19 protein-coding genes are annotated in these 24,010 nt (G+C 41.5%); 5 read left to right on the top strand and 14 right to left on the bottom strand.

Annotation, left to right across the window (positions count from 1 at the left end; all coding sequences use genetic code 11):
* Positions 1-6: 6 nt before the first annotated feature.
* The 8 genes from P162_RS16440 to P162_RS16405 form a co-directional block, all read right to left on the bottom strand.
* Positions 7-723 carry an ABC transporter ATP-binding protein gene (locus P162_RS16440; RefSeq protein ID WP_035917585.1) on the bottom strand — a complete coding sequence of 239 codons (717 nt, stop codon included), beginning with the start codon at positions 721-723 and terminating at the stop codon, positions 7-9.
* The gene (locus P162_RS16435; RefSeq protein ID WP_031428946.1) at positions 716-2,281 is read right to left on the bottom strand and encodes an ABC transporter permease; all 1,566 of its coding nucleotides are present in this window, start codon (positions 2,279-2,281) and stop codon (positions 716-718) included. Before P162_RS16435 ends, P162_RS16440 begins: the two co-directional genes overlap by 8 nt.
* Positions 2,254-3,261, bottom strand: coding sequence for an extracellular solute-binding protein (locus P162_RS16430; RefSeq protein WP_031428944.1), 1,008 nt, complete (start codon positions 3,259-3,261; stop codon positions 2,254-2,256). The genes P162_RS16435 and P162_RS16430 overlap by 28 nt, the downstream gene beginning before the upstream one ends.
* An 11-nt stretch (positions 3,262-3,272) precedes the next feature.
* On the bottom strand, positions 3,273-5,387 hold the full coding sequence (locus P162_RS16425) for a DUF5916 domain-containing protein (RefSeq protein WP_164076283.1): 2,115 nt from the start codon (positions 5,385-5,387) through the stop codon (positions 3,273-3,275).
* An 89-nt stretch (positions 5,388-5,476) separates the two neighbouring features.
* Positions 5,477-5,668 carry a hypothetical protein gene (locus P162_RS16420; protein WP_031428940.1) on the bottom strand — a complete coding sequence of 64 codons (192 nt, stop codon included), beginning with the start codon at positions 5,666-5,668 and terminating at the stop codon, positions 5,477-5,479.
* Positions 5,669-5,708: 40 nt separating this feature from the next.
* On the bottom strand, positions 5,709-6,437 hold the full coding sequence (locus tag P162_RS16415) for a superoxide dismutase (protein WP_031428938.1): 729 nt from the start codon (positions 6,435-6,437) through the stop codon (positions 5,709-5,711).
* Positions 6,438-6,547: 110 nt separating this feature from the next.
* The gene (locus P162_RS16410) at positions 6,548-7,876 is read right to left on the bottom strand and encodes a sensor histidine kinase (protein ID WP_031428937.1); all 1,329 of its coding nucleotides are present in this window, start codon (positions 7,874-7,876) and stop codon (positions 6,548-6,550) included.
* A complete protein-coding gene (locus P162_RS16405) occupies positions 7,873-8,556 on the bottom strand; it encodes a response regulator transcription factor (protein ID WP_031428936.1) in 684 nt (227 codons plus the stop codon). Before P162_RS16405 ends, P162_RS16410 begins: the two co-directional genes overlap by 4 nt.
* Before the next feature lie 232 nt (positions 8,557-8,788).
* On the opposite strand from P162_RS16405, the gene P162_RS18095 reads away from it, so the two are divergent.
* Both P162_RS18095 and P162_RS16395 read left to right on the top strand, forming a co-directional pair.
* Positions 8,789-8,938: an addiction module protein gene (locus P162_RS18095; protein ID WP_081868482.1), complete on the top strand. Its 150-nt coding sequence runs from the start codon at positions 8,789-8,791 to the stop codon at positions 8,936-8,938.
* Between the two features lie 48 nt (positions 8,939-8,986).
* The gene (locus tag P162_RS16395; RefSeq protein ID WP_051908117.1) at positions 8,987-12,064 is read left to right on the top strand and encodes a Tn3 family transposase; all 3,078 of its coding nucleotides are present in this window, start codon (positions 8,987-8,989) and stop codon (positions 12,062-12,064) included.
* Between the two features lie 37 nt (positions 12,065-12,101).
* Here P162_RS16395 and P162_RS16390 read toward each other — a convergent pair whose 3' ends face one another.
* From P162_RS16390 to P162_RS16375, 4 genes are all read right to left on the bottom strand, one after another.
* Complete coding sequence (locus P162_RS16390; protein ID WP_031428934.1) at positions 12,102-13,382, bottom strand: PVC-type heme-binding CxxCH protein; 1,281 nt, start codon at positions 13,380-13,382, stop codon at positions 12,102-12,104.
* A 23-nt stretch (positions 13,383-13,405) separates the two neighbouring features.
* A complete protein-coding gene (locus tag P162_RS16385; RefSeq protein WP_051908116.1) occupies positions 13,406-13,711 on the bottom strand; it encodes a Dabb family protein in 306 nt (101 codons plus the stop codon).
* A 100-nt stretch (positions 13,712-13,811) separates the two neighbouring features.
* Complete coding sequence (locus P162_RS16380; protein ID WP_031428930.1) at positions 13,812-14,930, bottom strand: Gfo/Idh/MocA family protein; 1,119 nt, start codon at positions 14,928-14,930, stop codon at positions 13,812-13,814.
* 69 nt (positions 14,931-14,999) lie between these two features.
* Entirely contained in the window at positions 15,000-15,863 is an 864-nt protein-coding gene (locus tag P162_RS16375; RefSeq protein WP_031428928.1) for a sugar phosphate isomerase/epimerase family protein, read from the bottom strand.
* A 405-nt stretch (positions 15,864-16,268) separates the two neighbouring features.
* On the opposite strand from P162_RS16375, the gene P162_RS16370 reads away from it, so the two are divergent.
* Both P162_RS16370 and P162_RS16365 read left to right on the top strand, forming a co-directional pair.
* Complete coding sequence (locus P162_RS16370; RefSeq protein ID WP_031428926.1) at positions 16,269-17,135, top strand: hypothetical protein; 867 nt, start codon at positions 16,269-16,271, stop codon at positions 17,133-17,135.
* A gap of 1 nt (position 17,136) precedes the next feature.
* Positions 17,137-18,321 carry an MFS transporter gene (locus P162_RS16365; protein WP_051908114.1) on the top strand — a complete coding sequence of 395 codons (1,185 nt, stop codon included), beginning with the start codon at positions 17,137-17,139 and terminating at the stop codon, positions 18,319-18,321.
* Positions 18,322-18,328: 7 nt separating this feature from the next.
* Here the strand turns inward: P162_RS16365 and P162_RS16360 are convergent, their stop codons facing one another.
* Both P162_RS16360 and P162_RS16355 read right to left on the bottom strand, forming a co-directional pair.
* Positions 18,329-19,354 (bottom strand): endonuclease/exonuclease/phosphatase family protein, encoded by a 1,026-nt coding sequence (locus P162_RS16360; protein WP_051908112.1) that lies wholly within the window; start codon positions 19,352-19,354, stop codon positions 18,329-18,331.
* Between the two features lie 289 nt (positions 19,355-19,643).
* Entirely contained in the window at positions 19,644-22,322 is a 2,679-nt protein-coding gene (locus P162_RS16355) for an MGH1-like glycoside hydrolase domain-containing protein (RefSeq protein WP_051908110.1), read from the bottom strand.
* Between the two features lie 634 nt (positions 22,323-22,956).
* On the opposite strand from P162_RS16355, the gene P162_RS16350 reads away from it, so the two are divergent.
* Entirely contained in the window at positions 22,957-23,994 is a 1,038-nt protein-coding gene (locus tag P162_RS16350; RefSeq protein ID WP_031428921.1) for a LacI family DNA-binding transcriptional regulator, read from the top strand.
* Positions 23,995-24,010 lie beyond the last annotated feature (16 nt).

Here is a 24,010-nt window from a genome sequence, read left to right as displayed (position 1 = left end):
ATTTTTTTAGATGTTTAAAAATGATTTTACAAATTCTGTAGAAGAATTCCGTATTTCCGCTTTCGTTCCGGCTACGGCTATTTTCCCTTTTTCCATAACAATGATATAATCGGCTATTTTCATTGCCTCCCGATGGTCATGGGTAACATATAGCAATGTAAATCGCCTTTCTCGCTGAACCGTCTTAAGGTGTTGGAGGATACTTTCTTTTAAATGCGTGTCAATATTGGCAAGGGGTTCGTCCATAAGGAGAATTTCCGGCTGCATTGCCAGCGAGCGGGCAAGGGCTACCATTTGTTTCTGCCCCCCGGAGAGTTCATGGGGATATTTGGAAATTTTGTCACCTATACCGAACAAGTCCAGCAACCCGACCACTTTGGATTTTATGTTCTTTTGTTTTTTTTCTTTTGGTCCAAAAGCGATATTCTCATAGACGTTGAAATGGGGCCATAGTGCCAGGTCCTGAAAAATGAAACCGATTTTTCGTTTGTGCGGGGGAACGATGATTTCCTTCCTTCCGCTTACTATTGTTCCTTCTATTTTCACCGCTCCGTCCGAAGGCTCTTCCAGTCCGGCAATCAAGCGAAGTACCGTAGTTTTTCCACAGCCCGAAGGCCCGAGCAGACAAGTGGTCTTGCCGCGCTCGAAAGAAAATGAAAGGTCGTTCAAGGTTTCCTTGTCCCCATAGGAGTGGGCTATATGTTCGAGGGCCAATTTATGCATAGCGGAATTTTTTGAACACCCATTTACCCAAAATAAAGAACAAAGTGATCGATAATAGTGTTATGGCCAGGTTGATCAAGGTCATGCTGCTGGTAAGGGCTTGTGGTGCATTGGCGCCTATCGTGAATGTCTTGACCGGCATCAGTTCCATCCCCGGCGGATAGACCATCATCGTAGCGCCCAACTCCCCAAGGCATAGGATGAAGGCCAATACGAATGCCGCAAATAGGGAAGGTATCAACAAGGGCAGGCCGATCTTCAAAAACCGGTTGATGGGGCGGATGCCGATCACAGAAGCTGCCTCCTCAAAAGAAACGGGTATTTGTTTAATGCCATTGCCGATTATACGGGAGGCGATAAAACCAAACTTCCCCAGCCAGGCTATTAAAATGATCATGGATGTACCATAGATAAAGTTTAGTGACGGAAGATTGTAATACCGGATCAACGCGATCCCAAGTACCGTAGGTGGAACGATAAAGGTCAATAAAAGTATAAGATCCGGCCATCGATATTGCCTTCGTTCCTTTCCATAGGCCGACCATAGCCCTATGAGAGTAACCAGTAAAGCCCCTGCCGTAGCAAGTTTGAGGGATTGAATCGCAGCGGGGCGTATAAGTTCCCATGCCTTTGCAAAGAAAAATACCCTCCCGGTCAGGGACTGCAGCACCAGCATTAAGACCGGGGTAAGCAGTACCAAAAGCAGCAATATACAGAGGACAAGATGTACCGCAAATGGACGCTTCAGGGTATATTCTTTGGAACGGCTTCCTTTTTCCGATACGGAAAAGAAAGGCGCATCCGACAAATAACGTGCTTCAATGAACAATAGCGCAAAGATCACAAGCAGCAACAGGATGGACTGGCCTATTGCCATAGAAAAATTATAGAGCGCGGAGAACTGGGTAAATATCTCGGTGGTGAAGGTGCGAACATTAAAAAATGCGGGGACGGAAAAATCGCTCAGGCTGAATATAAGGATAAGCAGAAACGAGATGGTGAGTGCCGGACGGATAAGGGGAAGCATAATTTTAAGGACCATCCTTTTTAGCGGAACCACCATCAATCCGGCTTCCTCAAAACCGGTATGGATCCGTGACAGCGCACTCCCTGTAATAAGCATGGCCAACGGAAAAAAGGCAAAGGTATGCACCATGATAACCCCGTATGCTGAATAAATGGAGCTGGAATTCCCAAAAAGCCAGTAGAATCCGTCTTTCCAGGCAACGGCAAAAATGTAAGGGGAAATCAACAATGGCAGCAGAAGAAGCAGTTTGTACAGCCCGCTATAAGCAAATTTGAACTTGTACAGACAAAAGCCACAAACGGTGCCCATAAAAGTGGCCAATACCGCAACCGTTGAAGAAATCAACAGGCTCTTCGCGATCAACACCAAAGTTTCCCCATTTACAAAAGAGAACGGGCCTGCCCCGTTTGCATCGGTAAGCCACTGGAAAACCAGCAACGGTAATGGTAGGCCCAACAGGCTAAAAAGTAGTAGCAAAGGCGCAAAACGTATGATATGTTTTGCTAATTTTCCGTCCATTCCTTTAGCCATGGTTGTATTTCTTCCAGTTTATCGGCAGTTTCATCATAATCGATTTTCATCGGTTTAATTTTGTCCAATGACGGGACGTTATCGGGAACCTCGGTACCTTCTATCAGGGGCATCTGCGCACAGGAGGCGGCGAGTTTGGATTCTGTCCGGCGGCTCAGCAAATAATCCATTAGTTTTTTTCCATTATCGGTATGGGGAGCGCCTTTGATAAGGCTAAGCGCGTTGGGCATTATCAGGGTGCCGATCCCACCTTCCTGCTGATCCAGAAAGATATATTCCACTTCATCGCTTTCCTTTTTGGCTTCAAAAGCATCATCGGTATCCGTAAGGCCAAAAGCCAGTTCCCCGTTCATCACCCGCTTTTTTACGTCCCCGTTACTGGCTGCTATGACCACCTGGTTTTTCTTCAGGTCGTTCATCCATTGCTTCGCTTTCCTATCGCCCAATTCTGAAAAAATCGCCGCAACGTGAAAGGTAGTGGTCCCGAAGAGCGGGTTGGCCATGGTAAATTTCCCTTTGAAGCGGGGTTCCGTGAAATCAATGATCGATTGCGGTAGGGAATCGGAAGCTATCGAACTTTTGTTGTATATCAATACCCTTGCCCTGGCCGAAAATCCTATCCAGTGGTTGTCCTTTTCCTTAAAATGAGCGGGAATTAATTGGGTTTGGCCGGATTGGAAAGGTTGGGTAGTACCCTTGGATTTCAAGACTCCGTTACGCACCGGGTCACCACTCCAAAACACATCGCACTGCGGATTGCTTTTCTCGGCAATGAGCCTGTTCATAACCCCGGTAGATTTGGTTTCCTCGGTATCGAATACGGCATTTACCCGGATGCCGGTGTCCCTTTCGAAGTCCTTTAAAATGGGTTCGGAAAATACCTGATCTACCGTGGAGTAAACCGTGACTTCGTCCTGTGAAGGGTTACATGCCGTAAATACAAGCGTTAAAAGTGTTACGCTGATCATTAAGTATTTCATGGTTCTATTTTTTAAATTACAAATCTCCATATCAGTTTACCTAAAATGGTTGTCCGTTCCTGTTTCCAACTTGTTCCCGAGGTGTCGTACACCTGATTGACAATAAAAAAGAAATCGGCCCCGATGATGGGAATCCACTGTAGCCTAAAATTGATTATTGCCTTATCGTCCTCGCTATTCCATTGCGAAAACAAAGAACCGAAAAGGTTCGGGTTTACGGCATACTCGATCCGGTTTCCGATCAGGTCGGTATCAAATTTTCCCTCGGGCAGATCGACCCAGTTCTTTTCGTAGTTGGCACCTATTTTGAGAAATCGGCTTGCCCGCCAGGATGCCTCGTATGTACTTTCTGTACTGTTGCCAGTAAAAAATTCTCCCCAATTTAACCTGGTGTAAACCGACCAGGTGCGTCCCCCAAAAGTAGCGGCCTGTATTTCCGTTCGGTTGTACCAATAATCCCCTTCCGCTATGGTGATTCCTTCCCTAATTTCAAAAGGTCCGCGCAGGCCTTCCGCCCTTCGTTGCAGGTTTAATTCAAAAAACTCCCCGCTTCGGGTTTCAAACCCCAGCGGTCTTATTTCATAAAGGAACGATTGTAGTTCCTTGGTATCGTCATTTATAATATAATTCATGTCCAGTCCTTTGAAGCTGAACTGACGGATCCATTTGAGTGAATTTTTTGGACGGGGCTTCCATTCAAGCTCCGCATAAAATTCCTGAAAATTATCCCTCCTCAGAAATCCTACCTCCGGGTTGAAGGACGTGGCACTTCTTTGCCACGCCATGTCAAACTCCACTTTATCATTGGGGTAGCTCAGGTAGATGCGGTTTGCGTTGGCTTTCCCGTCAAAATCATCGGAATTGTAGTTCTGGGTAAAAGCCGCACCTATATTCAGGTTTTTATCTCCAAAAAGGCTAGAGGTGCTGTAAAGCCCATATGCCCCTGTTGTGCTGTGCAAACGGCCGTTTTCATATTTATTGGCCGAAAGGATGCCAACGGAAGACTGTGTCAGCACATCCTGCCGCCAACTGAGCACGGAATAGTTGGCCGAGGCAATACTGTCCTTTCTCGCAGTTTGCATGGACAATACCCCTATGGTAGAATTGTTGACTTTTCCGAGCAGCCTTGCCCCCGCGAGGATCGGAACGGTGGAACCATCTTCCGCCAGCCCTATCCTGCGACTGTAAAAAGGAATGATCCTGTTGCCCATGCCCATGTCGAAAAAATCCTGTCCCTCCAGAAAAAATTCCCTGCGTTCCGGAAAGAATAAGGGAAAACGGGTAAGGTTGATTTGCTGCCTGTCCGATTCCACCTGTGCAAAATCCGTATTGAAGGTCAGGTTCATCCTCAGGGTGGGGGTAATGAGGTAATTGATGTCCCCTCCGGCATTCAGTTCCCCTTCTTCTACACCGGGTGTGAATTGCCCACCACCTATGGCATAGGGCTTTACTTCGATAAAATCTTTGTTAATAATGCTGTCGAGCCCTACCAATGTGCCGGCCCGGTTGAGCAGTTCGAGCTCCGAATCACGCGACCACCCCTGCCAAAGCAGCTGCTCCCGCTTTCTTCGGATATTACGTTCAAAATTAATGCCCCACCTTTGCTTCGCAAAATCGGTCTTGAACTTTAAGGTGGAAAAGGGAATTTGTATCTCCGCGAACCACCCTTGATCCGTAACCGTCGTCTTGGCGTTCCAAACCCCGTTCCAGAACTCGTTTTCCGATTCCCCGTTGTTGATAACCTGCACATCGGCCCTTGCCCCATTGGGGTTGACCACGAAGAGAAAGCCGTTACGGTCATCGTTATAGGTGTCTATGATTACCTCAAAGTTATCTTCGAGGTCGAACTCAAAATCCCTCTTCATTTCACGGGCGACCAGCCTGTCCGGTTCACCGTCGTACCCCCAGAACCCTATATAAAGGGTATTGGCCGTATAGACGATAGCTACTTCCGTTCTTTCCGTTGCCGGTTTCCCTATGTTGAGCTCGCGCTGTGTAAAATTGCTGATGTGGATGGCCGTTTCCCAAACCGGTTCATCCAACTTCCCATCAAGTTTTATGGCCTCATTGGTATATTGAGCTTCTATAATGTTGGGTTGACTAGTTTGCGCATTAATTTTGGCCATAATAAAAAGCGTCATTACAGTAATTAGCCATTTCATATATCAAATCTAATATCCGATTCTGTAGAAATATGGCAAAAAGACATACTTCATTATCCCAGGCCCTTGAAGATGGCATAGTAAACGATACCACCTACAACACTGATAAATATAGTTTTGAGCATGTCCCATTTTAAAACAAAGTAGACCAGTGCCGCGATAAGTCCGATTATGAGAGCGGCCAGAACAAGGGTGTCCCAGTCGGGCAGTAGCAACCTTATGCCCATGGTATTGCTTTCATTCACTTGGCCGATTAGCAGGTATATTTGTTTAAACGTATGCCGATCAGGCTTTGTTCAGTTTTTTTGCTACCTCAAACCGCTCCGCTACATTGTCCCAATTTATTATCTCCAATATGGTATCGACAAATTCGGCCCTTTTATTCTTGTGCTTAAGATAATAGGCATGCTCCCATACATCGATGACCAGAAGCGGGATAACGCCCCATTGCGTCAACTTTTGATGGTTCTCACACTGTAGCATGGTAAGGGACCTCGAATAGGGCTGATATCCTAAAATGCCCCAACCGCTTCCCTCCACGGTTTTGGAAACCTTTGCTATATATGATTTCAGCTTATCGAAGGAACCGAAATCTTTCTCGATCTGTTTCAGCAAACCTGCCTTGGGACCGGTTTTTTTATTGGTAAGGTTCGTCCAAAAAATGGAGTGCAATACATGGCTGGAAAAATGATAGGACAGTTTTCTGGTCCATAGATCGACCATCTCCATGTCCCCGGATTGCAGGTGCTTTTTTATATTTTCCAAATCTTTATTGGCCCCGTCCACTGCACCGCCGTGGTGAAACTCATAGTGCAGGTGAAGGGTCTCCTCGTCCATGAACGGCTCTAAAAAGCTCTTTTTATAGTTAAGGGGCCGGTGGATAAAGTTGCCGTTGCCGTCCACAAGTTTGTCCATACCGTTTTCGGATACGTTCTGGGAGAAAACGTTATTGACCGGGAGAATAGTGGCCCCGCCGATGATTGCCGAGTTTCTGATAAAGTCTTTTCTGTTCATTGTTATTTGGCTTAAAGTTTAAATTGAAGCCCCGATTTACCGTGATAAACGAAGCGTATAAAAAATCGAATATAAAAGTAGCGACCTATTCTGTAGAAAATTGGTAGTTTCTAAAAATCCACTTCAAAAACATGCCTTTTCATTTTGTAGGAATAGCTGATATGCCAATTGCAGGTATCGGTTATTTTGCTTGCAATGGCCAATCCAAGCCCCCAAGTGTCGGGATTACCGGATTTTTTATAGAAACGCTCGAAGACCCTTTCCGTATCCAACTTCATTTGTGCATCCCCAGCGGACTTTAAGGGAAAAGGTCCGGTATTGGCTATGACCAGCTTACCCTTACCTTTTCTGCCATTTCGGGAAGCGTTGGCATGGTCGGTCGCGGTAATGCCGATCGCCCCGTTCTTTATATTGTGCAGAAATGCGTTCTTCAAAAGGTTCTGGACCAATATCTCCGTAAGCATGGTGTTTCCCCGCACGATAAAATTTTCCGGGCAATCTACCTGTACTTCTATGTTCATGGCCCTTTTCTGTTCACTGTAGTAATCCAATAGCCTATCGACCATCCTACCGAGGTTCACTTCTTCCGTCAGGATAAATTGCCTGTTCTCGATCTTGGACAGGAGCAGTAGCGTTTTGTTGAGCTTTTTCAAACGCTGTGTCGAGCTTATGATCCCTTCCAGGATAACTGCCTGTTCCTCCGTGAGTTCTGCTTGTCCTATAAGTGCCTCGAGGCGGGACTGTATAATGGAGAGGGGGGTCTGCATTTCATGTGATGCGTTTTCAATAAATTGCTTTTGGCTCTCAAAAACATCCATGTTTTTTCGGGCAAGTTCTTTCACGGCCCCGTTGAGCATTTGAAATTCATCTATCCGCGAGTTTGATAACTCCGGTAACTGCCGTTCATCAAGTCGAAAGTGGCGAAGTTTCTCCAGCATTTCGTGGAACGGCTTCCATATTTTTTTGGAAATATATCGCTGTGACATATAAAAACAGACTGCCATCCCTAGGAACAGCCCCCCCAATGTAATGGATATTGTGCCGATGATCTCGGTGGCTTCCAGGTGTGGTTTTTCAATTTCCAACCTATAAGGTTTACCATTCAGCGCTACAAAGGAAGTAAGCTTCCTATACTCGTCGAATTCGTCATCTACATCTTCAAAGACAAGCGTATCCGTGTAGGTTTCCCGTCCCTTTTCATATGCCGGTCCCTCTATGGGAAAGAAGGTAAAATCATCCAGGGGGTTATTTTCTTCGAAGGGAATCTGAGGGTTTTCCTTCAGAAATGCCAAAAGATGGGTCTTACGGTTGTAGAGTATTTCATCAATGTTGCGTAAAACGTTCCAACTCAGTACAAAATAGAACAGTATCGAGAATATCCCGAAAAGCAGGAAGAACAGGAACATCTGTATACGGGAGGTATAGTCAAGTAGCTTCATATTATCGCGATTTGATACCCGACACCATATATATTCCTGATTTCGACTTCTGCACCGGCATTGGCCAATTTACGCCTAAGGTTCTTGATCTGGGAAAATAGGAAATCGAAACTTTGGGCCTCGTCCACATAATCCCCCCATATATACTCCGCCAGGGCCACTTTGGTAATTACCCTTTTATGGTTGTTGATAAGGTGGGAGAGGATGGCAAACTCCTTCTTGGTAAGTGAAATGGTACTTTCAAGATCGTTCAATCCGATAAGATGTTGATCCGGGTCGATAACCAGATTGGCGAAATTGACAAACTTGTTGGTCTTGAACTGCTTTCTGCGAATAATGGCCTTTATCCTGGCATTGAGTTCCGAAAAATAAAAAGGTTTTGTCAAATAATCATCCGCGCCCAATCCAAGCCCCTTCAGCTTGTCGTCCAATGAACCGCGTGCCGAAAGTATAATTGTACCGTGGCTTTCTTCCTTTTGGTACAGGATTTCCAGGAGTTCGAACCCGCTACCGTCAGGTAGGTTGATGTCCAGCACGATGCAGTCGTAATCATAGAGGGCGACCCTTTCCAATGCGCCCTCAAGGGTGGATACGGAATCATAAAAATAGAATTCCTCCGAAGCAAAATCTTCAAGGGACTTCAATAACTGGATCTCGTCTTCTACAATTAGTAATTTCATAGTTCGTACAAATAAAATAACAAATTCTGTAAAAAAATAGGTTTTATTGCATAAAGGATGACTTATTTTGAGAAAATGAAATCTCTTATGAGACTTAAAAATTCAAAGGCACCAAACTTGTTGCCCTCAACTTGCTGGAGCAGCAACGTACGAAAAAGAACAGTCCCAAAAAACGAACCTTTTTCGGGACAAACTTTATTTTTCCCTAACTTAGAAACAACAAAACTGTCAATTGAACCGGAACCAAGAAAATATTGAACTGACTGATACTATCAAAGAAGAGCTTGATAGAAGATTGGAACGACACTTTGATGGTAGTGCCAAATACTACTCATGGGAGGAAGTCAAGAAAATGTTGGCGGAGAAAAGAAATAAAAAATAAATAGCGAGGCCGATGCATTGTTTTTTATCTTGATGGAAAACGGAACATATGCCACGTATAAACCTGCTCAGGGAGAAAGAGATAAAAGCGTTCGATACCCCGGGTATTCTTAGCCCAGAACAAAGAAACGTCGTATTTACCGATGAGGGCATCGCGGAAATGGGGAAACTGCTCAGAAAACCTATGACAAAAATGGGCTTCGTAATTCAACGCGGTTATTTTATACTTCAAAAAAAATTCTTCGTGCCCGTAAGTTTCCATCGGGAAGATATCGAGTTCGTTTCAAAACTTTTCCCCGGCGAAGTCCCGCTTGATCTCTCCGGGTATGCAAAAACCTCCTACAACAGACATCGCAAGATAATATTGGAGCGATACGGGTACGTTCAATTTAATGAGGGCAGACAGGATATGGAAAATGAGGCTAGGGAACTGGTCAAGACCGCATTGCGGCCAAGGGAAATGTTCCATGCCTTGAGGGACTTTCTGGTAGAGCGAAAAATAGAACATCCAAAATACTACGTATTCGCGGATATCATCCGTAGTTCCCTCAACGAGTACGAACAGCAACTGGTCGCCAGGATGGAGAAAGAACTTTCCCGGGACCAAAGAGAAATGTTGGACGGTCTTATGTCGCTTCCCACCGATCATGACGAAATATCCGCTAGGAACCCTTATCTGCTGACCAAGCTTAAAAAGCCCACGCAGGAAGTGGCGCCGAAAAAAATCAAAGAAAGTTTGGATGATTTTAAGATAATCTCCGACCTTCACGGCCATTTTATCGGGCTCATCGCATCACTTGACATATCGGACGAACTATTGAACTATTATGCCGTTTGGGTAATAAAGGCGGAACATGTCCAATTCGATAGTATTACGGATTTGCCCAAGAAAAGAATATACCTCTTGGCCTTTATCGTTTATCAGTTCAGGACGCGACAGGATTTCTTTGTCGATACGCTATTGGTCTGTGTGAAAAAATATCATAACGATACGGAAAAAGAGGTAGCAAAGAACTTTTTGGATATTGGTTCCAAGGGTGGGGAAACCGAGGAGAAACTGTCCAAGATCAGGGAAATCGTACTAAGTTCGAAAAAACAGCTAGAAAAAGCCCGTGGGATAGTCTATTCCCCGAATTACCAAGATTCCAAAAAGCTGTCGCTTTTGAAGGACCTGTTGGCCTTCAAGGAAGAATCCTTTCAGGACAGACTTTTGTCGGAACTTGTCAAATTGGAAAAGGGCGGAACCCCGTTGAGGGACAGGATGATCTTCGACCAGCTTGCCAAAGGATATAGAAAAATATATAATCGGGTCGGCGGAATACTCAAGGTACTCGAATTAAATCCGGAAACATCGGACGAGGGCATATTGCGTGCAATCGCCTATTTCAGATCGGCAAGCGAAAAAAATGGTAAACCGGCGCCTACTTCCTTCTTGGCCGAAAAGGACCATAAATGGGTGTTGAACGATAAAGGATCAATCGACCAACGTCTGTACAACGTATTACTTTTCCGTGAAACGGTACAACATATCAAGGCCGGTTCCGTGAACCTGAAGTTCTCGGACAAGTATAGGTCGATAGATGAATACCTGATTTCAAAAAAACGCTGGGAAACGGACAGGGACAAACTTTTGGAACGTTCGAATATTTCCTCCCTTGGCCGGTTCGAGGATTTTCTTTTAGGTATTAAAAAAGAACTTGACGAACGTTTCAGGGAAACCAACGAGCAAGTCAAGGATAACGGATACTTGAAATTTACGAGGGACGGAAAACCTAGGGTTGACACCCCCACTCTCGAAACGGGTAATGCGGAAGGTCTGTTGCACATTCTTGGCGACGATGGATTTCTGCCGCTGATAGATTTGTTATCGGATGTTGGGCAATGTACAGGGTTAACATCCAATTTTACGCACTATAACCGTAAAAGTTCCAATAAGGTACCTCCCGATGACATTGTACTTGCAGGGCTCATGGCTCTAGGTTGTAATATCGGTATACGCAAGATGGGAAAGATATCGAAGGGAATCGGTGTGGCTAAATTGGATTATGCCATAAAATGGCACTTTGGAAAAGAGAATATCGATGAAGCGAACCGTCGTATCATCTCGGTTACGAACGAACTTTCGTTACCCCTTTTGTTCCAAAAGAAAAAGGATTTGTTGCATACCTCCAGCGATGGGCAAAAGTTCAATGTGATGGTACCTTCACTAAATGCGGCATACTCCTATAAATACTTCGGATTCGGGAAGGGCGTATCCGCATATAGTTTTATCGACGAAAAAAGCAGACTATTTTACAGTACGGTCATAAGTGCTTCAGAAAGGGAGGCGGGCTACGTTCTGGACGGTCTGATGCACAACGAGGACGTCGAGAGCGATATCCATTCGACCGATACACACGGTTATAGTGAAATCGTTTTTGGTATTTGTAATGCCCTTGGTATATTCTTCGCCCCAAGGATAAAGAACTTTAAAAGCCAATTACTCTACACTTTTAAAGCCAATCCCAGAAAAATGTACGATGCTTTGAATTATAGGATATTGCCCTCAAAAAGTCTCTACATAGACGAAACAGTTCTGGCCGAGCAATGGGAAAACATTCTAAGGCTGCTGTGTTCCATAAAGCTTAAGGAGGTCAAGGCCTCGGAAGTCCTCCGTAGGCTCGGCTCCTATTCGAAACAACATCCTTTGCACAGGTCCCTAAAGAATCTGGGCAGAATATTCAAGACGATTTTTCTTCTTAGGTACATCAATGAAGTGCCTTTGCGCCAAGGCATACAAAAGCAGTTGAACCGTATCGAACAATCCCACCAGTTTGCTAATGCTGTGTACTTCGGAAAGAACCAAGAACTTAATTATAGCACCAAAGCGGAACAGGAAATTGCCGTTTCCTGTCGGCACTTGATACAGAATGCCATAGTATTATGGAACTACCTGACAATATCACAAAAGTTATCGGTATTAAAAGACGAAAAAGAGTACGATAAATTGTTGAATTCGATAAAGAGTAGTTCGATAATGACCTGGCAACATATCAATATGCTCGGAGAATATGATTTTCTGGCACATAAGGGCAAATCCTCGTTTGATCTGGAAAAATTAAAGGAAGTGAAAATAAGGCTGGAATAGTTGAACGGGACATTTTGTCCTATTTTTGGCATAGAGCCTATATTTTATTATCCATCCCCCTTTGCAGGTTGGAAGGCCCCGCGTGCGTATCAAAAGTACCCCAACCGCTAATTATTTTCTCTTTTACATCGGCTTTATCATCACCATCCGTATCTTTTAAGAAAAGAAAATCCGGTGCCTGGGAAATGATGATTCCGCCATTGGCAAAAGTAAAACTTGTTGGAATATTCAAATTTTCTGCAAAAATGGTAAACTTATCTGCTTTACCATCGCCATCGGTATCTTCACAGATTTTGATACGGTCATCTCCTACTCCATTGTCATTACGAACTGTATTGGGATAGTCTACCGTTTCCACCACCCAGAGACGGCCTTTTTCGTCCCAGTCCATAGCAATGGGATTAATAATATCCGGTTCTGAAGCAAAAAGCTCAAGATCAAATCCGGCAGGAACCTGAATCAGTTTCTTAGATTCTTCTGGGCTAAGTGGTTCCTGATATTGGGGGGCTGGATCACGTTTTTCATAATTGGGGATATTGGCCATATCGTTATAGACCAGTTCTGGCATATTCTTATTAAAATCTTGCCAGTTATTCTTCGCCTGATCATCAACAGCCCATAGAATGCCCTGTTTAATATGGTTCTGAAATTCAGGGTTTTCCCAGGTACGCACATCGTGACCGTAAGCCGTGTAAAACACTTTTCCGTCGCCATAATCTTTGACCCAGGTCCAGGGTTCATGGTGCTCTCCATCTATACGTTCTTCCAGAACCGTACGGTCATCGCTTAAATGATCGTGTACATAAGTCTCATCCCAGGTTGAAAATTCATTAATGTTTTTTGTTATTGGATGTTCTTTGTTTACGATTTTAGCAGTAAAGGTTCCCGTTTCATGGCTCTTGAATTGTCCTCCTACCATATCGACATAGTCGGGTGAATTTCTGAAACAAAAACTAGCCGAATGTATGGGAATAAAAGCATGCCCAGCCTTAACATAATCTAAAAGGGCTTTTTCTTTCGCTTTGGCGATGGTATCATAATTTGCATAAATTATCAGTCCATCATAGCGGTTTAAATTTTGCTCATTTAAGTCCTTAACATTTTCAGTATAGGAGATATTTATTCCATCTGTTGCTAATGCCGATGCCAGAATAGGGGCGAATTTTCTGCTGTTGTGATGTTCACTTGCATGACCCAGAAAAAGAATTTCCAACTTCCTGGGGCCTGTATCGGCTTTTTTTTCTTTGGAGGTTTTACATGCAGAAGCAAAAAGAACAATTAAGAGTAGTAGTCCGAATCTTGATAAAAATGATTTCATAGAAAGTTGGTTTTAAGGACTGTTTATTTTTGGGGAACATAATCAACCACAAAAACATCATCTACAACATCCAATTCACCGAGCAGTTCACCAAATTTTTTATGTTCAGGATGAGGTAAGTAGGCATCTCGTGCATCGGCATTTTCGAACGTGAATAAATACACGTGAGTGAATCCCATATTTTTGTTCTCCGGACTTGTATTGGTACCGTTTTCAAAAGATACAATTCCGGGTATCTTATTTTTCAAATCTCTCAGGGCATTTGTTACGCTATCTATCTGAGAAGTAGTAGCACTGGGCTTAAACTTAAAAATTACAACATGTCGCATTTGTTCCTTGTTAGTATTTTGACATCCCATTAATGAAAGGGATAGGATTAATAGAATTAGGCCTGACTTTATTTGCAATATTCTTTTCATGTGGAGAAAATTAAGGATTAGAAAAAGTGAAATCGGGTAATTGGATAGTTTTACCATCATTCATAGCAGAATCATGTGCTAAAATTCCAACACAGGTCATATTTGCAGACTGTGTGGCGTTAGGATAGGGCTGCCGCTTATTTAAAAGGGCACTTACAAATTCATGAACTAAATGAGGATGCGACCCGCCATGTCCTGCTCCCTGAATAAACGATAAATGCTGGTTATCGTCTGAATCATAAACCCCTGCCGTGGTAAAAGCCTGAATTTCTTCAGGCAATAATTTGGCATAATCCGGGATTTTGATCCTGGAGGGTTCCTCACCTGTATGAATTACACTATCCTCCCCTTCAATTTGAGTCCATTCAAACGATTTCTTCGAACCATACACATCAAAACTTTCCCGGTACTGGCGGGCGGTATTAAAAAGGGAACGCGTAACCTCGGCCGAAAGATCAGAATCCTTAAATTTGATATGGCAACTTTCAATAGCAAATGGAGAACCGTATTTGGGTATAAGCTTTTCATCAATTCTTCCCGAACCATAACAGGAAACATAAGCTGCTTCTGCTCTGGATAAGGCAAGCACCGGCCCAACACAATGCGTTGCATAATGCATGGGGGGCAAACCTTCCCAATAACCCGGCCATCCTGCCATTTCCTGTTGGTGAGAAGCCCTAAGAAATTGTAGTCTTCCCAATTCTCCCTTTTCATAGAGTTCTTTAACAAAGAGAAATTCGCGGCTGTATATAACAGTTTCCATCATCATATAGGTCAAGCCAGTTTCTTTAACTGTTTGTACAATTTCACGGCATTCTTCTACCGTTGTGGCCATAGGTACAGTACAGGCGACATGCTTTCCGGCGCGTAAAGCTGCCAAAGATTGAGCCGCATGATTGTTGATAGGCGTATTGATATGAACCGCATCGATATCAGGATCTTTCAGCAATTCATTAAAATCGGTATATCTTTTTTCGATTCCAAAGGCATCTCCCACTTCATCTACTTTACTTTGCGTACGTTGACAAATGGCGTACATGGTTGCATTTGGATATTTTTGATAAATGGGAATGAATTCAGCGCCAAAGCCTAAACCAACTATAGCGATATTGATATTTTTTGCACTCATAGCTCTATCTTTAATATTAGAAAATGATTGTTATAGGATTTTCTGCATATAATTTTTGTAGAAAAATTTTTAATTAGTGGTGTTTGCGGCCCATTTTTTTAAAAACTTAAAGCCATCACGAGCAAAACGATCCTGACTTTCCGCAAGTGGTTTCCATATACAAACGGCGCCGGCAAGTTCTTTAACATTAGGGGTAAAACTTTCTATACAAACAGCCCCTTTATAATCAATTGCTTCCAGGCCAAGCTTATAATCATCCCATCGCGTCTGGCCGGTACCGGGAGTGCCCCGGTAATTTTCAGAAACCTGTAGATGAATAAGTTTATCCCCGGCAAGCGTAATTGCCTTTACAATATCTGGCTCTTCTATATTCATATGAAAACCGTCCAATAGCATTTTAGCTGCCGGGTTATTAATATCTTTTATCAATAGCAGCGCATCTTCGGCGGTATTTACTAAATCAGACTCAAACCGATTGAGCGGCTCTAATGCTATATCCAGTCCCTGTGCTGCCGCCAGTTTACAAACTTTTTGAAGATTGGTAACCGCCCTGTCCCATTCTATTTTTTTCTGTTCCGCGGAAACCAGTCTGGCTTTGCCCACGGCAGAATACATGGGGCCTGCAAAAAAAGACGCGCCCAGATCATTACAAATAGCCAGACAGGATTTTATGTATTCAAAACTTGTATTGTGATAGGAAGAATCGTCGTTTGTAAAATCTCTGCTAGGGCCAAAAGCCCCACAAATAGTAACATCTAGATCATATATATCTAAGGCTTCTTTTACTTTTTTAACATCTATCAACGCGGGATCTTCAACCGGAATTTCAACAATCTCATAACCCATTTCTTTGATTTTGGGAAAAAGCGCTATGGTCTCTGTGGTAAATGGAGAACTCCACAACCAGGTACTCACTCCTAATTTTATTTCCATATTAAAAAATTATTTTGTGTATAAGCGCAATATGAACGCCAGATTATCACTCAACTATAATTGAAAAGCTGTATTGCTGCGTAAATTCAAACGATTGAAATTTAGTTATAAATGCAAAAAATACACTTACAAATATAACCGAATAAAATTAAATTCAAAAGATTCATAAAATTTTTGTTAAAATATCTTTGAAAACGCAACATACATAACCAACTTGTTTTGTTATATACATAATAACGCGAATCACTCAGGAATTGTTTATTGCTTTATGAGTTGATAGGTATTCAAATAAAACACGTTTCATGCGAATCAGAACAATTTACTTTTGACTCGCAACTTCAAATAAATGTCTGGAAAATACATTTAGATAAGTACATTTTATAACTTTCGCCAAAATGTCATTTTATGAGGTTGTGGGCCGTTTTATTGCTGTTTTCACCAGTTCTTGCTCAAAATAAGCCAGAACATGCAGTTTTTCTTTTTGATGTGCAAGGAGAAGAACGCCACGTTTCTTTTGAAAATGGTAGAAATATTTCACGGAATGACGGATATAACAACCAACCGTCATTTTATGATGACAAGACTTTACTATATTCAAGAAACAGGAAAGATCAGACGGATATAGGAATATATGATATCACTCAGGATTCCACTTCATTTCTAAACAAAAGCCTGGGAGGATCAGAATTTTCGCCTTTGCGCATTCCCGGTTCTCAAGAAGTTGCTGCAGTTCGGCTTGATGAAGATGGTACCCAGCGATTGTACAGCTATTCTCAAAAGGATTCTACAAATTTGCTATCTGCGGTCAAAGTAGGTTATTTTGATTTCTATTCCGCAGAAAAAATACTTGCGGCAGTAGTCAATCCCAGTGGTATGAACCTGCATTTTATAAATCTAAAGACACAAAAAGACAGCCTCATTATTACCAATGTGGGCCGCGGCGTTCGTAAAGTTCCAAACAGTACCTTTATGAGTTACACGCTTGTGAATGAAACTGGCGAACTGGATATCTATTTACTGGATATAGATGAAGGGATGACCAGCTATTTTGTATGTACGCTTCCCATTGGGATACAGGACTATGCCTGGCTTGATAGCGCCCAGATCCTGATAGGAAGTCGCAATCAGTTGTTTATTTATGATACCCTGGGCGAACCAAAATGGGAAAAAACAGCTACTTTAGAAACGGACGGATTAGAACAAATTACCCGACTGGCGGTAAGTCCCAATGGTCGTAAACTTGCGGTAGTGGCACATGTACCAAAACCTTAGCATGGGGAAAAAAAGCATTACCGTATTACTTATTTTATCCCAGTTTCTGGGAACTTCCCTATGGTTTGTAGGCAATATCAGCATTCCGCAGCTCCCCATCGCGGAAGCTCAGGACACCGCGGCGATTTCTAACGTGCTCGCGGCAGTACAATTCGGTTTTATACTAGGTACACTCCTTTATGCCTTTTTACTGATCGCTGACAGGTTTTCACCCTCACGGGTATTTTTATGCAGTGCTCTCCTGGCTGCCTTTTGCAATATGGGCCTGCTTCTGCCCCATCCTGATTTTTATACGATTTTAACTTTTAGGTTTTTTACCGGTTTTTTTCTTGCAGGAATTTATCCTGTGGGAATGAAAATAGCAGCAGATTATTATGAAAAAGGTTTGGGGCTTGCCCTGGGCTATCTCGTAGGGGCGCTTGTGCTGGGTACTGCGTTTCCACACTTTTTAAATAGCTTTGGGTTCCAATTTGATTATGTAAAAATCACCGTAATAACCAGTTTTTTAGCCCTTTTGGGCGGATTATTGGTCGGTTTTTGCATTCCAGATGGGCCATTTAGGAGAAAACAGCAACAATTTAAATGGAATGCATTTGCGCTACTTTTCAAGACTCAAAATTTTAGGAAAGCCGCCTACGGCTATTTTGGACATATGTGGGAATTGTATGCTTTCTGGGCATTTTTACCTGTTCTGATACATTCTTATACTGAAATAAATAACGCCGGACTCAATGTTGCGCTCTGGTCGTTTTTTGGTATTGCAATTGGAGCCCTTTCGTGCGCCCTGGGCGGTCATTTAAGTGTAACATGGGGCAGTAAAAAGGTTGCTGGTTTATCGTTAAGGATTTCAGGTTTTTGTTGTCTGATTTCACCATTTGCCATCATGTTTCCCTCTTTTTTATTTCTGGTATTTATACTTTTGTGGGGTGCTGCGGTAGTTGCTGATAGTCCGCAGTTTTCGAGAATGATCGCTGCGAATACCACACCTGAAACACGCGGCAGCGCACTAACGCTTGTCAACTGTATCGGTTTTGGAATCAGTGTTGTTAGTATTCAGGTTTTGGGAAATTTACCGCAAGACTTTTCAGTAAAATACGGCTACTTGCTACTCGCTCTTGGTCCGGCTTTTGGACTATGGAAAATAGGCGGTTTTCAGTTAAAAATGGTCAAAAACATCTTAAAATAGGAAGATTCTAGAGTATTTTTATTGAATCTTCGCCCCTTTTCAATTCTTCGTCTTTTACATTCTTTTTCAGCATTTCCAGCATATCTTTATTTATGGGATGTGGTTTTTGATCAGCCGCGCGAATGGGCTCATAGGTCAATGTAGCAGAAAATGGAAAATGATCTGAACCCATATAATCCCAGGTTTTAATGGTTTCTACACGAAAATGTTCCGAAGCGAAAACCTGATCCAGCGGCCATTTCATGAAAAGTACTTTAGCATCAAAAGTATTGTAAAATCCCCTACCTTTTCGCACATCGAGTAATCCTGAAATTTTCTGAAAAAGGGATACGTTTTGCGACCAGGCCACTTCGTTAAAATCCCCCAGTACGATTATTGGCTGTTCTTCTTCAATAAGCATAAGGCCTGTTTTTACCATTTCTATCCCGCGATCTGAACTGGAACTTTTATGCTCGGGATCTGGAGGTGTGGGATGAATGGCATACAGGCGAATGGCCGTACTGTCAGATAAAATAACGTTTGTATTTATAGAAGGTATCTTACCATCAACACGGTAATTCACCCTGGCATTTTCTAATTTTAATTTCGAATAAAGCAGCATCCCATAGGTATTATCCTGAGGTACACGCACTTTGTATCTATACGATGAACCTATGCCAGAATCTATGCTGCGCTGCCACCGCATGTTGATTTCCGTTAAAAGCAAAATATCGGGATCGTCATTTTTGATCTGATGCAAGAGTTTTTCTGACCTCTCATTTTTTTGAAGCACATTAGCCTCAAATATTTTGATGGAAACTTCTGCCTGGGCAGACGAGTCTCCCAGTTGCTTGTTCCCAAGCGTACTGTAGGGGAATAATTTGGAAACCTGTAAAATCAATAAAATAAAAAGTCCGCCTAGAAATAAATAATCTATAACATTTTGCTTCCTGAATAAGATCACATAAAGCACCAAGGTGATAAATGTGAATAAGGTAAATTCAATTAATGGATAATCAAATATATCAATCCACCAGATATTTATGGGCAGCATTGGTATTATAGCGCAAAGTGACGCTAAAACACATAAAAACTGAACAATTCTTTTAAAGATCATTTTGGGTTGCTGTAATAAAAAGACATTATGGAAAGTTTGTCCATTTAATTTAAAATATAACTAATTAAAGGATATTTAAAGTGTACCGTTCACAAGTGTTGATCTTCCTTTATTATGAATATAAAAGATGCCAAAAATAATAGGACCATTTAACATCGAAATTCTTAAGAGTATCTGATACAAAGACAAATTTTTCCTAAAAAATTTAAATTGATTTTGCCAATTTTCAGGCTTGTTTTACATTATTTTTAGTGGATTTTAAACCCAAAACTTCTTCTTTGTTTTTACTTTGTTCCATTTCCATTATTAAATTTGCAATGAGGGCGGTCCAGCCCGTCTGGTGCGATGCGCCCAGGCCTTTGCCCGTATCGCCATCAAAGAACTCATAAAATAAATGTTCATCCTTAAAATGCTCATTAGATGAGAACACATGATTGCGATCTTCATTATGATAATGAAATTTACCATTTTCGTCTCTTTCAAAAAGACGTGTCAGCCTTTTGGTCAGTTCATCTGCAATTTCATTCAGGTTTAATTTATTACCAGATCCTGTAGGAAATTCATAGACATACTCTGGTCCATAATAACTATAAAACTTACGCAGGGACTGTACGATCATATAATTTAACGGCATCCAGATTGGCCCACGCCAGTTTGAATTACCTCCAAACATATTTGAACGGCTTTCACCCGCTTCGTACTGAATCTGGTGATGCCCATTATGTTTAAAAACAAAAGGATTTGCCTCATGATACTTCGACAGGGATCGTATACCGTAATCAGATAAAAACTCTTTTTCGTCAAGAAGCCTTTTGAGCAAATGTTCCAGTCTGAACCCACGCATGATGGAAAAAAGATATTTGCCATCAATGTTAGTTTCCTCAATACGGGAAATCAAAGAGGCCAGATCTGGTCTGGTTCGTATAATTTCCGCTGCACGGTATTTAAATTCCTTAAGTTCTTTAAAAAGATCTTTTGGGATGACTTCAACGGCAAACATGGGAATGATGCCCACAAGGGAGCGGACTTTTAACCTGCTCGTCCTACCATTTGACATTTCGACAACATCATAATAGAATTTATCTTCATCGTCCCAAAGCGAAATATTTTTTTCACCTATATGGTGCATAGCCCCGGCAATGTTGAGAAAATGCCTGAAGAATTTTGCAGCGGATTCTTCATAAATTTTGTTTGTTTTGGCAAGTTCAAGGCTCATGCGCAACATGTTGAGCGTAAACATGGCCATCCAGCTTGTCGCATCAGCCTGTTGCATTCTGGTAATGCCCGGCGGCATATGGTTACGATCAAAAACACCAATATTATCCAAACCTAAGAAGCCACCTTCAAAAAGATTTGTTCCATGTTTGTCTTTCTGATTTACCCACCAGGTAAAATTAATGAGCAGTTTTTGAAAAGCCTTCTCTAAAAAGGAAGTATCGCCTTTGCCGGTAGTTTCCAGATCTTTCTCATAAACAGACCACACCGCCCAGGAATGCACGGGAGGGTTAACGTCACTAAAATTCCACTCATAGGCTGGAATCTGCCCATTGGGATGCATATAACTCTCGCGAAGTACGAGCAAGAGCTGCTCTTTTGCAAAATAGGGATCAATTTCTACAAAAGAAGCCATGTGAAACGCCAGGTCCCAGGCAGCATACCACGGGTATTCCCATTTATCTGGCATTGAAATAATGTGTCTGTTTGTTAAATGCTGCCAACTACTATTTCGTGGATCTACACGCTTAGGTTCTGATTCCTGTTGCCCACCAAAAAGCCATTTGTACACATCATAATAATAAAACTGTTTTGTCCATAACAAGCCTGAAAATGCCTTTTTTGCTATGGTTTTATGTGCTTCTGGAAGGTTTTCTGAAATTTTTCTGTTATAAAAATGTTCGCATTCCGTAATTCTTTCTTTAAAAACCTGATCAAAATCTAACCATGGGTTTTCTAATTTCCCTTTACTAAGGCGTACGCGTATTGTTTTTTCTTCACCTGCTTCAAGAGAAAAAGAATGCCAGATCGCTGATTTTGAACCTTTTTTATCTGGATTGACAGTTTTTTCACCATGAATAACATAATCGTTTATACCATCTTTTACATAGTCATCATCATTGGGAACTTTGTAGATTCTTTCATTGTTAGTCTCATTCTCACAAAATAACTGTTCGCCATTTTCATGATAGAAATAATAGTTCCCATTGCGTATACTTCTGGAAACAAGACAATCATCAGCAACAGCTTTAATTTCAGGACGGTCAAAACGCTCATTATGCTTCCAGTAATTACGGAACCATAAGTGGGGAAGTACGTGAAGGTCGGCTCTTTTTTTTCCCCTGTTAACCACTGTGATCTTCATCAATATATCGCCCACATCTGCCTTTGCGTATTCAATAAAACAATCAAAATAATTATTTTTTTCAAAAGCTGCCGTATCCAAAATTTCAAATTCGGACTCTTCCCGGCTTCGTTTATTTTCCCGGACAAGTTCAGCGTACGGAAATTTTTTCTGAGGATATTTATATAAATACTTACAATAGGAATGTGTAGGACTTGAAACTTGATGAAAATAAAGTTCTTTAACATCCTCCCCGTGATTTCCCTGTCCATTTGTGAGGCCAAAAAGGCGTTCTTTAAGTATTTTGTCCTTACCGTTCCAGAATACGGGCGCCAGACACAATATCTCACGGGAATCACAAAATCCAGCAATGCCTTCCTCCCCCCATCTATACGCGTTGCTACGGGCTTTATCGTGGTTTACAAAATCCCATGCGTGGCCAAATTTACTATAATCTTCCCTTACCGTACCCCATTGTCTGTCTGCCAGGTAAGGACCCCATCTTTTCCAGTTTTTATAGTTATCAGATACGGCCAGTCGTTCGGCCTCAGTTAGTTTATTATTCATATAATGGTATTGCAGTGTACTTTTGTAAATACAACTTGGTATTTACAACGAAATAAAATTCCTTATCAGTTAAGCTTTTAGTACTAAGTTATTACTATAAAGTACCAGTTTGATTGACTTTAATAACCTTTCCTTATATTCATTTATAGCGCATTTAAAATGCGTTTAATTATTTTTATTCAGTCTTAGTTTGAAGGTAAAGTACGTTATAAATTCCAACAGAGCGAAGGATACGTAATAATTTGCCTAATTATCAATCTCGAAGTTAAAGTTTTTCAAATTCTATATAAAAGGTGTTTTCTAATCACATATCAAAAAGTCCAGGTTTACTAAATTTAATGGAATAGAATCGTTATTTTTTGAAAATATATAATTTTCCTGAACTCAATAGACGATAGTTACGGTAATTAATAACATTTAAAAGATGTCATTTTACACTTGAAAGTTACAAATTTAAAGCACTGTGGACTTAAAGGCATCATTTGTTTATTTTAACCTAATTTGCCTATTAAAAAGTCTATCGTATAAAATCAATTTGGTCAGCGAGTTGGAGTTAATTTCCTATTTAATTCTAAAATCAAAAATATTAAGCATTTGAGACCTTCTAACATATATTTTAAAACTACCCCAAACAATGAAAAAAGGCCGTACATCAATTAAAGATATCGCAAACGCATTAAACGTATCTGTAACCACCATATCCTTTGTTTTAAATGGGAAGGGAAAGGAAAAAAAAATATCTGATGCTGTAATCAAAAAAGTAATTGATTATACAGAATCAATCAACTATAAGCCTAACAGGGTAGCACAGAGCCTACGTACAGGCGAATCGAAAATCATAGTATTCATGGTTGAGGATATAGGCAATTACTTCTTTGCAAAATTGGCCCGCATTATCGAAGATATCGCTTACAAAAAAGATTATAAAGTCCTTTTTTGCAGCAATGAAAATGATGATGCGCGTTCCCGCGAACTTATTGACCTTTTCTATGAAAGACGGGTAGATGGCTTTATCATTATCCCCTCTGGCGGTATCAGAAATGACATTGCCCAACTCATTGACAAGAATATCCCCGTAGTTTTGTTTGACAGGTATTTTGAAGATCTCAATACCAGTGCGGTCGTCATTAATAATGAAGATGCTGCATTTAAAGCTACTAATAAATTGATAGCAGGTGCCTTTAAAAATATTGCTTTTATTACTACAGATGCCCAGCAAATGCAAATGCGGGGTCGTTTAGAAGGTTATAAAAGAGCAATTAAAGAAGCTAACTTAGAACCTAATGTACTTCAAGTACCCTATTTACATCTCAATTCTGAAAAAAGAAAAAGTTTAATAAGGGAGTTTTTTAAGAATCAGGAAGAGCTTGATGCCGTATTCTTTTCGACTAACTATCTTACACAACACGGTCTCGAAATCATTAGAGAACTGGAACATCTGGATGTCTTCAAACTTGGTATAGTCGCTTTTGATGATAACGACTTCTTCAAGATACATTCTCCATCCATCTCTGCAGTGGCCCAGCCATTAAAGCAAATGGGTGAAGAAATCATGAAAATCATGCTCAAAATGCTGAAAGAAAAAAATAACAGAACCCCTACGAAACAGATTGTACTGGATGCAAGATTTATAGAACGGGAGTCTTCTAGAATCAAGATACCCCAGGATTAGAAATACATTTAAAACT

The organism is Flavimarina sp. Hel_I_48 (assembly GCF_000733945.1).
In the GTDB taxonomy this organism is placed as follows: domain Bacteria; phylum Bacteroidota; class Bacteroidia; order Flavobacteriales; family Flavobacteriaceae; genus Leeuwenhoekiella.
This window is presented reverse-complemented; position numbering and strand designations above follow the sequence as displayed.

What these genes read in the sequence shown, in the direction of transcription:
- P162_RS16375 (WP_031428928.1), bottom strand. Translation starts at nt 15,863, where the DNA reads ATGGAAATAAAATTAGGAGTGAGTACCTGGTTGTGGAGTTCTCCATTT.
- P162_RS16440 (WP_035917585.1), bottom strand. Translation starts at nt 723, where the DNA reads ATGCATAAATTGGCCCTCGAACATATAGCCCACTCCTATGGGGACAAG.
- P162_RS16350 (WP_031428921.1), top strand. Translation starts at nt 22,957, where the DNA reads ATGAAAAAAGGCCGTACATCAATTAAAGATATCGCAAACGCATTAAAC.
- P162_RS16385 (WP_051908116.1), bottom strand. Translation starts at nt 13,711, where the DNA reads ATGCGACATGTTGTAATTTTTAAGTTTAAGCCCAGTGCTACTACTTCT.
- P162_RS16380 (WP_031428930.1), bottom strand. Translation starts at nt 14,930, where the DNA reads ATGAGTGCAAAAAATATCAATATCGCTATAGTTGGTTTAGGCTTTGGC.
- P162_RS16425 (WP_164076283.1), bottom strand. Translation starts at nt 5,387, where the DNA reads ATGGCCAAAATTAATGCGCAAACTAGTCAACCCAACATTATAGAAGCT.
- P162_RS16360 (WP_051908112.1), bottom strand. Translation starts at nt 19,354, where the DNA reads ATGCTGCCCATAAATATCTGGTGGATTGATATATTTGATTATCCATTA.
- P162_RS16415 (WP_031428938.1), bottom strand. Translation starts at nt 6,437, where the DNA reads ATGAACAGAAAAGACTTTATCAGAAACTCGGCAATCATCGGCGGGGCC.
- P162_RS16430 (WP_031428944.1), bottom strand. Translation starts at nt 3,261, where the DNA reads ATGAAATACTTAATGATCAGCGTAACACTTTTAACGCTTGTATTTACG.
- P162_RS16365 (WP_051908114.1), top strand. Translation starts at nt 17,137, where the DNA reads ATGGGGAAAAAAAGCATTACCGTATTACTTATTTTATCCCAGTTTCTG.
- P162_RS16405 (WP_031428936.1), bottom strand. Translation starts at nt 8,556, where the DNA reads ATGAAATTACTAATTGTAGAAGACGAGATCCAGTTATTGAAGTCCCTT.
- P162_RS16390 (WP_031428934.1), bottom strand. Translation starts at nt 13,382, where the DNA reads ATGAAATCATTTTTATCAAGATTCGGACTACTACTCTTAATTGTTCTT.
- P162_RS16410 (WP_031428937.1), bottom strand. Translation starts at nt 7,876, where the DNA reads ATGAAGCTACTTGACTATACCTCCCGTATACAGATGTTCCTGTTCTTC.
- P162_RS16370 (WP_031428926.1), top strand. Translation starts at nt 16,269, where the DNA reads ATGAGGTTGTGGGCCGTTTTATTGCTGTTTTCACCAGTTCTTGCTCAA.
- P162_RS16395 (WP_051908117.1), top strand. Translation starts at nt 8,987, where the DNA reads ATGCCACGTATAAACCTGCTCAGGGAGAAAGAGATAAAAGCGTTCGAT.
- P162_RS16435 (WP_031428946.1), bottom strand. Translation starts at nt 2,281, where the DNA reads ATGGCTAAAGGAATGGACGGAAAATTAGCAAAACATATCATACGTTTT.
- P162_RS16355 (WP_051908110.1), bottom strand. Translation starts at nt 22,322, where the DNA reads ATGAATAATAAACTAACTGAGGCCGAACGACTGGCCGTATCTGATAAC.